This is a genomic window from Aneurinibacillus aneurinilyticus ATCC 12856 (assembly GCF_000466385.1).
Lineage (GTDB): Bacteria > Bacillota > Bacilli > Aneurinibacillales > Aneurinibacillaceae > Aneurinibacillus > Aneurinibacillus aneurinilyticus.
The window spans coordinates 1-15,012 of record NZ_KE952653.1 but is presented as its reverse complement, the minus strand read 5'-3'; the positions used below and the strand labels follow the sequence as shown (position 1 = coordinate 15,012).

The following is a 15,012-nucleotide window of genomic DNA, read 5'->3' as shown; positions in this document are numbered from 1 at the left end:
GACATTGATGAAATTAAGAAGTTGGCACAAGAAGCAGGATGTAGAATTCAAGATTCTTTTTGAAGTAGCGGGCCTCCTGCTACAATTGAGCAAATAGGGGAGCTTCGGAAATTCGAAAATATTGAGTTACTTACGGACCATGTTGAATTGATTAGTCAAGCAACAGAGATTGAAATTAAAGTGAAAAATAAAATGTATATTCGCTTTTGGGGTGCAACAGGATGTATTGAAAAAAAATGGCCGATAGTTCAATTGGAAGGTACTGGTGAAAAAGTTGATAGAAAAGAATGCCGCGTACGGCGTGCGTCCCTTTTGTTTCTGTGTGGAGCCAAGGACGAAATCGACCAGCAACTTTTTCTTGCTCCGTAATACACAGATGTTTTGCCGGTCCGGTCTTAGCTCCACAAAGCGGCCGTGTCTCTTCCTCGTGAGAAAGACGAGGGAACACGCCGACGCGTGCACCTTCTTTCTTCCACCTTATGGATAATCAACAGGCGTGATATTCTACTGAAGAGGAGTTTATTATGGAAATAAGGAAAAGGCTTAGTAGTCAGCTAGAAGGACATAATATATATGAAATAGTTTATCGTTTTATTACGGAGACTACTATATTTGAAAACAGTGTATATGATGAATCTTATGACATACTAAAAAGATATTGTAATAACATGTCTGGTGATGAGAAGTTTGATGTGATTTTATCATATTATATAGAAATTCTTAATGCTCAAGAAGTTGTTTAGAGTAAATAAATCTTTAGGAAAATATGAAATCTTTCAAATCGAAGCTCCTTATGTTGGGGAAGATAAGGTAGAACGTACACTGAATATGATGAGAGGGATACAAACAATGTATAAAGAAATCAGCTTTCAGGATTTGCAAAAATCTTGCTTTTGGAAGTAATGTAAAAGGTTAGACAAGAATTCAACTTTTTGAATACACCCCGAAGCTATAAGCCAAAGTAATCCACACGGTATCTTTACTGTAGATGTAACAGGATCGTATTTTGATGATAGAGCCGCACTTGCGAAAAAAGCTGGAATGAATGATCCAGGCAGAAATTATCGAGCCCATCATATAGATTACGACCCTAAGACAAATATCATAAACACCCACATATCGGCGGCACTGATGGCTTTAAAAAAGATACAGGTTTTTAAATACGGTTCCTATGAAGCTGTTGCGGAAGCAACTAAAAGAAGTAATAAATGAAAAGGAAAAGTAGGATGTGGAACTTAAATGAACAACAATTCTAAATGTAACACTAATGAATTTCTGAATAACGATATTTTATTCGAGAATTCCTGGAAGGAGATATCAGTTTCCAAAATAAATGAAATTGTATCTGATGAGTTTCCAGGAAAAAAAGATTTTATAAGGTTTTACCTTGCTAAAAATGGAGGGGTGTTTACTAAAGGGGCATATATTTACCCTGATAATTTTTATGAAATATCGAACAAGGAGTATTTCTCAATAGAGATTGGGAGTTTCTTTCATATTCCGTTAATCGAAGATGAGGATGATTCTTATTACACAATGTCTATTGAAAAAGCAAAAGATAGGAGGATAGACTACTCTGAGGATTTTGAGAACTTTGTTCTATTTCATATCCCTTTTGCTGATAATCATGCGGATAATGATTTTTGGATTGATATCCAAACAGGGGAAATTAAATATATGGATTACGAAGAAAGTTACGACCCTGATGATGCAATTGTTGTAGCACCTTCATTTCTGGAATTTTGCAAGCACATTCAGGCAAAACTTAGGTAATATCAAAAGGAGAGATAGTTGTGGACGAAGTATTCGTGAATGCTTGCAGAAAAGAATGAACAGTAAGAAAGTGGCTCAGTTATGTCTCTTTTTTATTCAATTGTAAATTTGTGTAAGTGTTTTTGGGCAACTACAGTTTATTATTCAGTTTAGATCCATGGATTGCTTCAATCTGACTTGGAGTCTAAAACTAATTTTCAAATAGCTAGTAATTTAGAAACCGGGACTCCTCTCTGTACCATAAGGTATTCTGCCCTAAAACTTATTTTCATTGAACACTACTGTGCAGAGATAATAAAGTTATTTGGAGGTAAGTAAAGTGTCGCAAATAGGTGAATTACATAAAAAAATAGAGAGTCTATTAGCTGAAAAAGTTGTTGATGACGATATTGAGTATTTTGAAGAGTACAAGAAGATAACAGGAATAACAGATAAACAAATTGACGACTTTGAAAGAGATTTTAGCATTTCATTACCAACAGATTTTAAGGCGTTTTACAAACTTAAGGATGGCAGCGGTTATCCGCTTAATCTTTTGTATACTTCATATAAAGATAGTTGTATTCCATTTACATTGCTTTCCTTTGATGATATTAGAGATACTAAGAAATTTTTCTGCGATCGCGATAATTTAATGAGTGAATATTACAGCGATGAGGAAATTAGTAAGCTTGATTCTCGTATTAAGCCATATTTATTTAACAAGCGTTGGTTTCCTTTTGCACAGGTTGTAGGAGGGTCATTGTATCTAATGTTAGACTTTGACCCGACAGAACATGGTACAGTTGGGCAAGTTATCTTTTATGTACATGACCCTGATTTTGTATATTTTATAGCTCCAACATTTTCAGATCTTTTACAAGATACCATTCAAAATCTTGAAGATGATTGGTATGATGAATGCCGATAAAAATAAGCCAGCCTGTGTAAAAACACAACTATCAGAATTGCTTAAGATCAGACTTGATGAACCTACCTCTGAACGAAGCTATTACCAACGTTTGCGAATGGGTATCCGAATTTCCTCCTTCCAACCAGGTTATCATGCCAAAATATCAAGTGTAACTTAATATAGGAACAGAGGAAGGGTTAAAAAAAGATGGATTTCAGTGGATCCATTAAAAGATTTAGTTGAAGTGGAACCATCGGTTAAAGAAACGAAAAAACGTGGCCGTAAGAAGAAAGAAGCAAGAGCGAAATGTATTTATATAATCTGATATAAGGAGAGAGGAACAGATGGACTTACGTTATCCGGTTGGCAAATTTAATCATGATGGTGATCTTACATCTAGTCTGATAGAAAGTTGGATTAAAGAAATAGAGGGAGCCCCTGCTCTTTTAAGGGAGTCGGTAGCGGGTTTGGGAGATGAGCAACTGGATACGTCGTATCGCCCTGGCGGATGGACAGTTCGTCAAGTGGTTCATCATCTTGCAGATAGCCATATTAATAGCTACGTTCGCTTTAAGTTAGCCTTAACAGAGGATAATCCAACAATTAAGCCGTATAGGGAAGAGAAGTGGGCAGAGCTACCTGATTCCAAGATGCCAATAGAGGTTTCGCTGTTACTTTTGGAATCACTACATAGTAGATGGGTTACTCTTTTGCGGAGTTTGAGTCCTGCTGATCTTGAAAAGACATTTTTTTACCCAGACTCAGGTGAAATTAAAGTTGGCCTAAATATAGGGATTTATGCATGGCATAGCCGGCATCATATCGCTCATATTACATCCCTACGTGAGCGATTAGGTTGGTAAAGCTATTGTATAGACGTACTATATATCTGATTTCAAGGGTGTTGATTATCCAGTACAATCCAGAGCGGATCGTCATCACACCGTGCCCCAAACGGGCGGCGGTTCGTCTCCCGCACAGAAGCGTAGAGCTCGGCCAGGCGGGACCGCAAAACATCTAGGTAGACATAAGGAGGGAGATAGTTGCCTCCTCTTTCGCCTGACCGGGGCAACCGCTCGGGAAGGGAGACGAAAGGTCTTGTTTGTGTCCTTTGTGGTGGTCTTTTCCTCTCTGGACAATCAACAGGTGTGTTCTGCTATAATATATATTCTTTTATAGATGGCGCAGACGCAAAAGATATTATGCGAGCGTTTACAGAAGAAGAGCAATATAAAATTGGAATGGAAGCAGGAATACAAGTATCCAGGGTGCATTCGTATGAAGTGCCTTCAACAGTTAATAATTGGTATGACCGAGCGATGGAAAAGCATTATAGATACCTATTTATGATTTTGTAAAAGTAGCCTTATTTCAGAGGAAATTAAGTGTTCCATTTTCAATAGGACAAATTATAGGATATTTTAATAAGAATGTTCCCAAAGGTTTTTGGATGCTTTATTCTATCTATTCTGGAATGGTTATTTTTTCATCAGTTGTATGGTTTTTACGATTTGCACCAGAACAATTAGAAGAAATAATAAACCCATTATACGTTGTTCTGGAGGAGCACAAAAATTTTGAAACTTTAAAACCTGCATGGTATGAGCCAAATAATTGTTAAGCTAACGGGTGCTTTAGTTGAAGATATTATCTCTACAAAGCGAGTACAGGGGGGATTCTGCTGGATTAGCACCGACGATAATGACTAGGCCCGCTCCCGCAATATTGTAAATCGTTCCGCTATCTCCCCCATGTTCGACCGTTCACGTTAATCCTGCGATGGCAGGCGACTGACAATAACGTGAGCAGTTATCTATGCTATTGGTTTGCATAATAGAGCGGGTGAACTTTTGAAAAAAATAATTTTCTTCGTTATCTCATCCATCGAATCACCTTACAAAGATTGAATCTGCTAATTATAATGCTATAAAAATAAGGAATTTCAATGGTATTTTACCCTTGCTATATAAATTTAAACGGATAAATCGGTATTTGAGGAAATTAGTCGCGGTAACAATTAAACATTAATAATAAATATTGACTTGTTTTTGTTATTAAATTATAATTATTACATGTAAGGGATGAAAATTAATAAGTAACAATGGCCGGGAAGGGGGTGTCCGACATGAAAAGCTGCCGCATTGAGGCAAGGAAGTTGATTGAGCTAAAGCGAGAAAAACGCAGGGAAAGAATGATACAGCGACGACACCCGAAACCGGTGCGTTAGTATGTGGTAAATTGTGATTTAAGCTGATGTTAACGTTATTCGTTAGCATAAGACCAAGGCTGCAAAGCCAATACTATTTCTGGAGGGATTTACAGTATGGCAGAACGTTTAGTAGGAAAGAAAGCACCAGATTTTACGATGGATACAGTACTTGGAAACGGAAAAGAATTTAGCAAAGCATCGCTTGAAGACTACCGTGGAAAATGGCTGATTCTGTTCTTTTATCCAATGGATTTCACATTCGTATGTCCGACCGAGATTACCGCAATAAGCGACGCCTATGAACAATTTGCTGAGCTTGATACGGAGATTCTTGGCGTGTCCACTGATTCTGTGTATACACATCGTGCCTGGATTAATACATCACGTGATGAGAACGGACTTGGAGAGCTTAATTTTCCGCTTGCAGCCGATTTGACCCACAAAGTGGCACGTGACTATGGTATTCTAGTAGAAGAGAAAGGTGTGGCACAGCGCGGTCTATTCATTATCGATCCGGAAGGCGAGCTGAAGTATGAAGTTGTAACAGATGATAATGTAGGACGTTCCGTGGAAGAAACATTGCGTGTGCTGCAAGCACTGCAAGCGGGAGGTCTGTGCCCGGCCAATTGGAAACCGGGAATGAAAATGCTGTAAAAATGGGAGGGCGATTCGTATGCCAATGAGATTAAAAACCCCGATGCCTTCGCTTGACGGGGCAACGGAATGGTTCAACGACGAAGGCTTTAAGCCGGAAGATTTGGCGGGACACCCAGTGCTTATTCACTTCTGGGCAGTATCATGCCATATCTGCCATGAAGTAATGGATGAGGTCGTATCTTATGTCCACGCATACAAAGATCATGGTCTGAAAGTTGTCGGCATTCATATGCCGAAGCAGGAAAGTGATCTTGATGTCGGGAAAGTTAAAAAAGACATTGAGCAGTACAGCATTGTGCAACCAGTGGCGGTAGATAATACGCATGCCATGACTGATGCATTCGAGAATCAGTTTGTGCCTGCATTCTTCCTATTTGACAAAGAGGGTAAGCTTGTCTACCGGGCTGCCGGGGATAAAGGATTCAAGAACGTTAAACCGAAAATTGAAGAGCTGTTGGGCATTGCCCAAAAATAAAGGGGAAAAGCTGCTGGACTGTATGTTCAGCAGCTTTTTTTCTTTTCTTAATGTGAACGGTAAGTTCTGTTTTTCCACCCACCCCCTTCCTTCTTTTCTTACTTCTCACCACAAACATGTGTCGCTTTATCCAATCAGATGTATATAGAGTAGGGCCTGAGGTCATGATTTTGCCAAACGAAACAGTGGTTCCTTCGCCCGCGACAATAAAGCCTGCGTTTTTTATTGTGTGATAATTTTTATTCGTAGGCGAATCACCATTTTTTCTTTTTTCAATATGATAAATACAGAGTGGGGAGGTGGAAAAAGTGGCGGTCATACGTACTACAGACGAAGACGATTTGAGAATGTTGATGGTTGGCAATTGCCTGGATTTTAACCCGATCACAAACGTTCGACACATGATGTATCAAACGCCGGGCGAATTTGAGGCAATACAGAAAGGATATTTCTCTCAGCGCGCAAGATCAAATAAAATTCGTCTGGCAAAAAAGGTAATTGACGGCCAAAGATTTCACCCAACCAATCTCTTGTTGTTGTTTTTAAGTCAACCGGAGAATGTCTCGCATAATGGTGCAATCAGTCCGATGTGGACCCCTGTAAGTCTCACTGCTTTTTTCAACCAAATCCGGAAGATTGCCCCGAAGTATACTAAGGAGGATAAAAATGTCTTACATGTATAATCCGAATGCAACTGCGCAAACCTATCCGCAATACGGCTATAGCTGGCCGGGATATCCGCAAACCCAGATGCCAGGCACAAGCAGTCCGTCAACTCCGGCTTTTCCTACTACTCCAGCGCAACCTACAACTCCACCTGTAGGTGGTCCAGGAATGCTGCCTTTGGAGCAGTCCTATATCGAAAATATTTTACGGCTGAATCGTGGGAAAATGGCGGATGTGCATATGACGTTCGAACATGGCGCCGGGAGCCAGAGCAAGGTATTCCGCGGAGTGATTGAGGCAGCAGGCCGCGATCATATTGTTCTCAGCGATCCCGAGACAGGAAAGAGATACTTATTGCTAATGGTGTATTTGGATTATGTAACGTTTAATGAGCCGATCGAATACAGCTATCCAATCGGTCAGATGGCCACATACCCATCAAGATAACGAAGAGAAAAGTTGCGGGGCAAACTGAAGCGACATCGTTTTTAACGATGCCGCTTTTTCGTTTGCTTACTCAATCGTAATATCACCGCTAGATGCAGTAATTTGAACAGGGTGACTTCCGTTTCCGTAGGAGCCGCTTAAGTGTGTGCCTTCATTTTCTTTCCGGTTTTGCAGTGGAAGATCACAGCGAATGGACCCGTTTGATGTATTTCCCTGCAAAACAAAGTCAGCATTTTCCGGCATATGGAGCGACACGCTTCCTGATGTCATCCCGATTTTCACCGGACCTGTTAACTCCTCGAACTCTGCACGCAAATCGCCAGATGATAGATTCGCACGTAAGCTGCCTGAATAATGGTCCAGTTCCACATCCCCTGAGCTTATATCAATGTCGGTAGCTTCTGCTGTAACGTTTTTTATCTGTATGCTTCCCGAAGAGCCTTTATGCTTCAGAAGCTTTACATCTAGATTGTCCAGCGTTGCCGTGCCTGAGCTCATGTCCAGTTCCAACTTTTCCAAGGTAGTTCTATTTTCATCTACCCCCTCGAATTCAATGTTGCCTGAGCCGGCCTTGATCATCATGTTTCGGCTGTATTCTTGTGGAATATGCAAATCCAATGTTAGATCGTCAGAGAATGTAAACCATTGAAATTTTCCTTGTTCCAGGCCGACTTTCAGCGTGTTTCCGCTTTGCTTAACGGAAAGTTGGTTCTTGTCGACATTGCGTCCCTGCAAAACGGCTTCGACATCCTGCCGATCCTCAGGAATAATTCGAACATCCGCGCTCGGCATATTGATGTTCATGTTTTCAATATTGTCCAATGAAGCCGTTCGAACCTGACGACCTTCCTTGGACAGTGCGCCGCCCAGGACGCTGCTTGTAAGGATGCTCAGCAGCATCGAAACTCCAAATACAATAAATAAAAAGCCGATAAGTTTCTTCATTTTTTCACTTCCTCTTAACGTGTGCATAAATGTACCATCATTGTTAATATACAGGAGCGCAGTCGGCGCCGAAATGAGCCAGAGAATGATTTTTACTACGTCTTGGGACGGATGCAACTTAGCTGTAATGATTAACGTCAATACTTTGTAGATGGGAATTATAGTATATGGGGGATGGATAATGTTTAAGCTTTTTCGCGTTGCTTTGTTTTTTGTTCTGCTTGTGTCATTAAGCTTTTCCGTACCTGTTGTCTTTGCTGCTGCATCAAACCCGGTTCGGGTACATAATGGTGCATTTCCCGCTAAAATCGCTTTTCTTCATCATAACCATCTGTGGTTTGTCGATGGTTACCAACCTGATGCCAAGCCTGTTCAGTTGACCAAAAGCGGTCTTGTGCAAATTATTGGCTGGTCTCCTAGCGGCGAATGGCTTGCTTATACGTTTGAAGAGCAGGAAAGCTTCGAAAACATAAAGGAGCTATGGGTAACCAATCCCGTGAAACACCGTTCCTATCTTATTGAAAAGCGGGTAAATATCATCAATGCGCATCGCTCTGAACTTCCTGCCTGGTCACCGACGAATGATACGCTCGCCTATCTTACATCATATCGTGGGCAGAAAGAGATGGAATTGGTAAGCGAGGATCGAACGTCTCTGACTATCGCTCGCATGCAAAAGGAAAAGCCGCTCATAAAAACGGTGCTATCAGCTAAAGAAAATCTAGAGGATTTCACATGGGAGCCAGATGGAAACAACCTGACAGTATCATATGCTGCATCAGAAAAACGTCCGATGATTGTAGAGAGAGTTACACTGGATGGGCAAAGTAGCCTGTTATTTAGCATCGAAAAAGAAGGGGTTCCCGGGATTGAAGGGATGGATCAACGTTCCGTTGTCAGTATGAAGTGGTCTCCTGACGGTCATTATTTGGCATATTTTCTTCATCCTAATTCCGGTTCGACATCAGCGGATAGCAATACGATCGAAGTGATAAACATGCAAAACAAACGGAGAATACCCCTTGGGACCGGGCTAAAGTATGCGGAATGGTTTACATGGTCGCCGGATAGTGCGAAACTAGCATATATTGATGGAGAAGGCAGGGACGGAAATAGCAACAAGCGGCTCACTCTTTTTGATGTAACAGCAGGAGAGCGAATCGTGCATGCTGATCAAAAAGGGCAGGTTGATACGCATCCAGCATGGTTGCCGGGCATATCATCCTCGCTGTTATTTACACGTGGGCCTGCTACGGATCCTTTGGCTGAAAAAAATAATGGGAGTGTGTTTAAAAATCGGCATATTTGGATGAAACCACAACACGGGAACGCAAAACGACTTACGTCCGGCCCTAGTACTGTCAGTGACTATAACGTTGTACCACAAATAAATGGAAACGGATTTATGTTTTTACGCCTGTCGCTTGATAAACAAGCATTTGGCTCCATTTACTATCAATCGCTTTCCGCTTCAAAACCTGTAGAATGGATACGTGGAGTGGATAAAGATTTCGGTTATTACGGAAATTTTCTTCCTCCTGCTTTTGCGGTATATCAAAAAAAATAACATGTTGCTAATTGTTCAAAGAAGGGGCCGGCGATTTGGTTGTTGTGGGATTTATTGCTGCTTACCTGCAAGAAAGGGATATGGCCGAGGGCGTTCCGCTACATGTCACGCATCTGTGATGGAGGTGAGAAAGATGAGAATTACGGAGCTTTTGCGAGCGGATACGATGATATTACATTTATCTTCCGCCTCAAAGCGCGAGACGATCGATGACTTAAGCAGAAAGCTTGATGAGGCGGGGAAGCTGCATGATTTAGTCCGGTTCCGCGAAGCGATTCTTGCGCGTGAAGCACAAAGCACAACCGGTATTGGCAAGGGGATTGCGATTCCACATGCTAAAACGGCGGCGGTGAAGATGCCTGCCATCGCTTTTGGTCGGTCAAAAGACGGAATTGATTACGAGGCGCTTGATGGGCAGCCGAGCCACTTATTCTTCATGATTGCCGCCAGCGAAGGTGCCAACAATGAACACCTGGAGACGCTCGCCCGGCTTTCCTCGTTGTTAATGGATGAAGGATTGCGTAAAAAGCTGCTCGAAGCGGAAACAGAAGAAGAAGTCTTACGTATTATTGATGCTAAAGAGCGGGAACTGGCCGGAGAAGAAGCGAACACCCGGAATGTGAAGATAACATCACCTCAGGCCGAAGCGAAAGCAGAGGCAAAAACAGTACAGGGAAAAGTGCTGGCTGTAACCGCTTGCCCAACCGGAATTGCACATACGTATATGGCGGCTGATGCATTGAAAGCAAAAGCCCAGGAGCTTGGCATTCCATTTAAAGTTGAAACAAATGGTTCAGGCGGTGCTAAAAATGAACTAACCGAAGGCGATATCGCAGATGCCGTTGCTATTATTGTTGCTGCGGACAAGCAAGTGGAGATGAAGCGCTTTGCAGGAAAACATGTGATTCAAGTTCCGGTCGCTGAAGGGATTCGTAAGCCGAAGGAGTTGCTGGAAAAGGCGTGGAAGCAGGATGCTCCGGTATATTATGGGCAAGATGGTGCCAAACAAGAGGGAGAACGGCAAAAAGGAAGACGAGGTTTTTATAAACATCTGATGAACGGTGTCTCGAATATGCTGCCTTTCGTCGTAGGCGGTGGGATTTTGATTGCTATTTCGTTCTTGTTTGGTATTCATGCCGCTGATCTGAAGGACCCGTCCTATAACCCGATTGCCGGAGCTTTAATGACGATTGGCGGGGGCAACGCGTTCGGTCTAATGATTCCGGTGCTGGCAGCATTCATTGCGATGAGCATTGCGGATCGCCCGGGCTTTGCGCCGGGAGCTGTAGGCGGCTTGATGGCAGCTACTGGTCAGGCTGGCTTTCTAGGTGGATTAATTGCTGGCTTTTTGGCTGGTTACCTCGTAGTCGGATTGAAAAAAGCATTTGCAGGACTGCCGCAATCGCTTGAAGGCATTAAGCCTGTGCTGCTATATCCATTATTCGGGATTTTGCTGACCGGTGTGATTATGATGTATGTAGTTATCGATCCGGTAAAAGCGATAAACGAAGGCTTGAAAGTATGGCTGTCCGGAATGGGAACAAGCAATTTAGTATTGCTCGGTCTTCTGCTTGGTGGTATGATGGCGGTCGACATGGGAGGGCCGATTAATAAAGCAGCATTTACGTTCGGTATTGCTATGATAGACGCAGGCAACTATGCACCCCATGCAGCCATTATGGCAGGGGGAATGGTCCCGCCGCTTGGTATGGCTTTGGCTACTACATTTTTCAGGAATCGCTTTACTAAAGGAGAACGGGAAGCAGGCAAGACCTGTTATGTTATGGGCCTTTCTTTTATTACAGAAGGAGCCATTCCGTTTGCAGCTGCTGATCCAGCCCGCGTACTCCCTTCTGCTATCATTGGTTCAGCGATTGCCGGTGCGCTGGCTATGGTATTTGGCATCGGATTACCAGCTCCGCATGGTGGTGTTTTCGTTATTCCGGTCGTTCAGGGGAACGCATTTCTATACCTGCTTGCTATCCTCAGTGGGGCTATTGTGACGGCTTTGCTGGTTGGATTCCTGAAAAAACCGATTCAGGAATCATAGGATAAACATACAAAAAAGTTTGAAGGAAGGAAGATGACATCATGACAGAAAAAACATTTGAAATCATAAACGAATCAGGGCTGCACGCGCGTCCCGTAACAGCCCTTGTACAAGCTGCGAGCCGTTTTGCTTCTACGATTGAGCTGGAATATAACAATAAAAAAGTGAATTTGAAATCCATTATGGGCGTCATGTCACTGGCAGTTGCGAAGGGTGGCATTGTGCGCATTACAGCGAAGGGTGAAGACGAAACCGAAGCTATTGCTGCTATCGAAAGCGTTATGCAAAACGAAGGGCTGGGAGCGTAATGGCACGCATAGTGGAAGGGATTGCTGCTTCCGCAGGCATTGCGATTGCGAGAGCCTTTCTTTTAAAAAGCCCAGATTTTCATATCGAAAGGAAAACGATCGGTTCGGCTAAACGTGAAATGGTACGTTTGGCGGCGGCTTTAGAAGAAGCGAAGCAGGAACTGGAATCTGTTAAACAGCGTGCACAGGCGAAACTTGGCGAGGATAAGGCAGCCATCTTTGCTGCTCACTTGCTTGTATTGCAGGACCCTGAATTCATTGGTCCTATCCAGAATAAAATTCGTGAGGAGAACATAAATGTAGAGTTTGCTGTGCGCGAAGTTGCCAATATGTATATTGGCATGTTTGAGCAATTGGACAACGAATACATGAAAGAACGTGCGGCAGATATTCGTGATGTAACCCAACGTTTGCTGGCTCATCTGCTTGGAGTGAAGCTTGCTGATTTACAGGCGATTTCCGAAGAGGTTATCATTGTAGCGGAAGATGTAACTCCATCCGATACAGCGCAGATGGATACTCGTTATGTCAAAGGCTTTGCAACAGACATCGGTGGTCGTACATCGCACTCTGCAATCATGGCTCGTTCATTAGAAATCCCGGCTGTCGTAGGAACGAAACAGGTAACCGAAGCCGTCGAGCCAAATATGTGGATTGTCGTTGATGGTTTGGACGGCAATGTTATTATTAATCCGACGGATGAAGAGCTGGAAGCGTACAGAAAAAAGCAGGCGCAATATGAAGCGCAGCGAGCAACATGGGCCAAGCTGGTGAACGAGAAGACCGTAACTGCCGACGGAGTCCGGATAGAGTTGGCTGCTAACATCGGTACCCCGGAGGATATAGAAAGTGTACTAAAAAACGGTGCGGAAGGCATCGGATTATACCGAACCGAATTTTTGTATATGGGTCGCACACAATTACCTTCCGAAGAGGAACAATATAACGCTTATAAAACAGTGCTTGAAAAAATGGATGGCAAGCCAGTTGTGATTCGTACACTTGACATCGGCGGGGATAAAGAGCTGCCATACTTGAATATGCCGAAAGAACTTAATCCGTTTTTAGGCTTTCGTGCGATTCGTTTGTGCCTGGAAATGCAGGATATGTTCCGTGTCCAGTTACGCGCATTGCTCAGGGCTAGTATGTTTGGGAATTTGAAAATTATGTTTCCGATGATAGCTACACTTGAAGAATTCAGACAAGCGAAGCAAATTGTAGAGGAGGAGAAGGCGAAGCTTATAGCAGAAGGCATATCCGTTGCTGGAAGGATTGAAATCGGTATTATGGTAGAAGTACCCGCCATCGCTCTTCTTGCTGATGTGTTTGCCAAAGAAGTCGATTTTTTCAGCATTGGTACGAACGATTTGATTCAATATACGATGGCGGCAGATCGGATGAATGAGAAGGTGTCCTATTTGTATCAGCCATACCATCCGGCGCTTCTTCGCCTTATCGACATGGTAATTCAGGCGGCACATAAAGAAGGGAAATGGGCGGGTATGTGCGGAGAAATGGCAGGCGATCCAGTAGCTATTCCACTATTGCTCGGACTCGGGCTTGATGAATTCAGCATGAGCGCTTCTTCCATCCTTCAGGCGAGGAACATGATGAAAAAGCTATCCAGGGAAGAATTGGAGGCTCATGCACGAAAGGCAATGACGATGAGCACAGGAGAAGAGGCAGTCCGTTATGTCAAACAATGGCTCATTCCATAGAAATGACAAAATTATACCGCTTTTTTAACAAAAAGATAAAGTGAATTTTATGCGAAAGAAGAGAATCCTTCCATATAAATGAACATGAAAGAGAAAGGCAAGCATAATAAGGGCAGTCAAGAGATGAATGTTTTGACGAAAGGTTTTCTTTGGCAGCTGGGAATAAGAAAGGAGAGGAATAAGAAGTTGGAAGATGCGGCCAATCAGCCAAAATAGCCGAAATGACGGGCATCTCCAACCGCCTCTTCCTTAAAAAGCTTATACGTTCATAACAACCTGTGCATGGATGGAAAGAGTGCGCATTAATTGGCTTTCGATGCTTCCTGTGTGCTCGGAAAAGTAAATCCTTTTCCAAATACATCCCGTGCATCATGTATAACAACAAATGCCTCATCATCTATCTTGTGAACAAGTTTCTTTAATCCGAGTAACTCTTGCTTGTTAATCACTATATATAAAACTTCTTTTGCTTCTTTCGTGTAATTTCCGCGAGCAGAAAAAATGGTAACTCCCCGATTCATCTTTTCATTTACCTGTGTTGCAATCTGATCTGCATACTGGGAAATAATCGTGACAGCTTTTCTTGAATTCAGTCCTTCAATAATGTAATCGATTATTTTGGTGGCAATATACAGGGAAACGATCGTATACATAACTTTTTCAGCGCCAATAATAAAATAAGATCCGAATACAACCAGTGAGTCAAAAAGCAGCAAAGAATAGCTAATACTCCAACCAAAATACTTGTTGGTAAGCCTTGCTAAAATAGCTGAGCCGCCGGTTGTTCCGCCTGTACGCAAAATTAATCCTACGCCAACTCCAATAAATACTCCAGCAAAAATGGTTCCAAGTATTGTCTCTCCTAAAGCAGCCCCCATTCCTTCCGTTACATGCAAGAAAAACGAGGTACATGCTATGGAGATAATCGTATAGTAAGTTACCCACTTATCTAGCAGCTTATAGCCAATGACCAAAAGGATTGCATTCAATATAAGATTGGTGACACCTGGAGACCATTGAAAAAGGTAATACAAATCCATGGTAATCCCTGTTACGCCACCTTCGCCCAGTTCATGTGGAATTGCGAAGTAATTAATGCCTGCTGAAAAAATAAATGATCCAATAATGATAAGAACAATATCTACAATATATTTTTTCATCGTAGCTCCCCTTTCTATCTCTTCATAAATTATAGCTTTTCCGAGCGAGAAAACCCACCCTTTTAAGGAGCGAGGTCGGTCAAGGGATGGCTTTAGCCATCTTAATTGACCGACAAATCACCCAACCTAACTATTGAATAACACC

At 42.5% G+C, this 15,012-nt stretch carries 15 protein-coding genes and 2 pseudogenes; 14 read left to right on the top strand and 3 right to left on the bottom strand.

Going from position 1 to position 15,012, the window contains the following annotated elements:
- Positions 1 to 147: 147 nt before the first annotated feature.
- From HMPREF0083_RS27735 to HMPREF0083_RS00575, 6 genes are all read left to right on the top strand, one after another.
- On the top strand, positions 148 to 369 hold the full coding sequence (locus tag HMPREF0083_RS27735) for a hypothetical protein (RefSeq protein WP_021618949.1): 222 nt from the start codon (positions 148 to 150) through the stop codon (positions 367 to 369).
- 155 nt (positions 370 to 524) lie between these two features.
- Positions 525 to 743, top strand: coding sequence for a hypothetical protein (locus tag HMPREF0083_RS00600; protein WP_021618947.1), 219 nt, complete (start codon positions 525 to 527; stop codon positions 741 to 743).
- Between the two features lie 496 nt (positions 744 to 1,239).
- Positions 1,240 to 1,773, top strand: coding sequence for a hypothetical protein (locus tag HMPREF0083_RS00590; protein WP_021618944.1), 534 nt, complete (start codon positions 1,240 to 1,242; stop codon positions 1,771 to 1,773).
- Between the two features lie 319 nt (positions 1,774 to 2,092).
- Positions 2,093 to 2,683, top strand: coding sequence for an SMI1/KNR4 family protein (locus HMPREF0083_RS00585; RefSeq protein ID WP_245191297.1), 591 nt, complete (start codon positions 2,093 to 2,095; stop codon positions 2,681 to 2,683).
- A 326-nt stretch (positions 2,684 to 3,009) separates the two neighbouring features.
- Positions 3,010 to 3,528, top strand: a complete 519-nt coding sequence (locus tag HMPREF0083_RS00580; RefSeq protein ID WP_021618942.1) for a YfiT family bacillithiol transferase — start codon at positions 3,010 to 3,012, stop codon at positions 3,526 to 3,528.
- Positions 3,529 to 3,708: 180 nt separating this feature from the next.
- Complete coding sequence (locus tag HMPREF0083_RS00575; RefSeq protein ID WP_021618941.1) at positions 3,709 to 4,023, top strand: hypothetical protein; 315 nt, start codon at positions 3,709 to 3,711, stop codon at positions 4,021 to 4,023.
- A 318-nt stretch (positions 4,024 to 4,341) separates the two neighbouring features.
- Here HMPREF0083_RS00575 and HMPREF0083_RS29190 read toward each other — a convergent pair.
- Positions 4,342 to 4,539 (bottom strand): annotated as a pseudogene (locus tag HMPREF0083_RS29190) (molybdopterin-dependent oxidoreductase); the annotation flags it as partial.
- Positions 4,540 to 4,988: 449 nt separating this feature from the next.
- Here HMPREF0083_RS29190 and HMPREF0083_RS00570 point away from each other — a divergent pair.
- The 4 genes and pseudogenes from HMPREF0083_RS00570 to gerQ all read left to right on the top strand — a co-directional run bounded on the left by HMPREF0083_RS00570 (position 4,989) and on the right by gerQ (position 7,119).
- Positions 4,989 to 5,528: a peroxiredoxin gene (locus HMPREF0083_RS00570; RefSeq protein WP_021618939.1), complete on the top strand. Its 540-nt coding sequence runs from the start codon at positions 4,989 to 4,991 to the stop codon at positions 5,526 to 5,528.
- 19 nt (positions 5,529 to 5,547) lie between these two features.
- Entirely contained in the window at positions 5,548 to 6,006 is a 459-nt protein-coding gene (locus tag HMPREF0083_RS00565; RefSeq protein ID WP_021618938.1) for a redoxin domain-containing protein, read from the top strand.
- A gap of 347 nt (positions 6,007 to 6,353) precedes the next feature.
- Positions 6,354 to 6,661, top strand: a pseudogene (locus HMPREF0083_RS00560) (cell wall hydrolase).
- 11 nt (positions 6,662 to 6,672) lie between these two features.
- Positions 6,673 to 7,119 (top strand): spore coat protein GerQ, encoded by a 447-nt coding sequence (gerQ, locus tag HMPREF0083_RS00555; RefSeq protein WP_051354487.1) that lies wholly within the window; start codon positions 6,673 to 6,675, stop codon positions 7,117 to 7,119.
- Between the two features lie 66 nt (positions 7,120 to 7,185).
- On the opposite strand, the gene liaG is transcribed toward gerQ, so the two are convergent.
- Positions 7,186 to 8,064: a LiaG family protein gene (gene liaG / locus HMPREF0083_RS00550; RefSeq protein WP_040301005.1), complete on the bottom strand. Its 879-nt coding sequence runs from the start codon at positions 8,062 to 8,064 to the stop codon at positions 7,186 to 7,188.
- Between the two features lie 181 nt (positions 8,065 to 8,245).
- Here liaG and HMPREF0083_RS00545 point away from each other — a divergent pair, with 181 nt between their 5' ends.
- The 4 genes from HMPREF0083_RS00545 (at position 8,246) to ptsP (ending at position 13,707) form a co-directional block, all read left to right on the top strand.
- A complete protein-coding gene (locus HMPREF0083_RS00545; RefSeq protein ID WP_040301004.1) occupies positions 8,246 to 9,631 on the top strand; it encodes an eIF2A family protein in 1,386 nt (461 codons plus the stop codon).
- 133 nt (positions 9,632 to 9,764) lie between these two features.
- The gene (locus HMPREF0083_RS00540) at positions 9,765 to 11,681 is read left to right on the top strand and encodes a PTS fructose transporter subunit IIABC (protein ID WP_040301003.1); all 1,917 of its coding nucleotides are present in this window, start codon (positions 9,765 to 9,767) and stop codon (positions 11,679 to 11,681) included.
- Between the two features lie 41 nt (positions 11,682 to 11,722).
- Positions 11,723 to 11,989 carry a phosphocarrier protein HPr gene (locus HMPREF0083_RS00535; RefSeq protein ID WP_021618931.1) on the top strand — a complete coding sequence of 89 codons (267 nt, stop codon included), beginning with the start codon at positions 11,723 to 11,725 and terminating at the stop codon, positions 11,987 to 11,989.
- On the top strand, positions 11,989 to 13,707 hold the full coding sequence (ptsP, locus tag HMPREF0083_RS00530) for a phosphoenolpyruvate--protein phosphotransferase (RefSeq protein WP_021618930.1): 1,719 nt from the start codon (positions 11,989 to 11,991) through the stop codon (positions 13,705 to 13,707). The genes HMPREF0083_RS00535 and ptsP overlap by 1 nt, the downstream gene beginning before the upstream one ends.
- Positions 13,708 to 14,009: 302 nt before the next feature.
- Here ptsP and HMPREF0083_RS00525 read toward each other — a convergent pair whose 3' ends face one another.
- Complete coding sequence (locus HMPREF0083_RS00525) at positions 14,010 to 14,867, bottom strand: YitT family protein (protein ID WP_021618928.1); 858 nt, start codon at positions 14,865 to 14,867, stop codon at positions 14,010 to 14,012.
- Between the last annotated feature and the right edge of the window lie 145 nt (positions 14,868 to 15,012).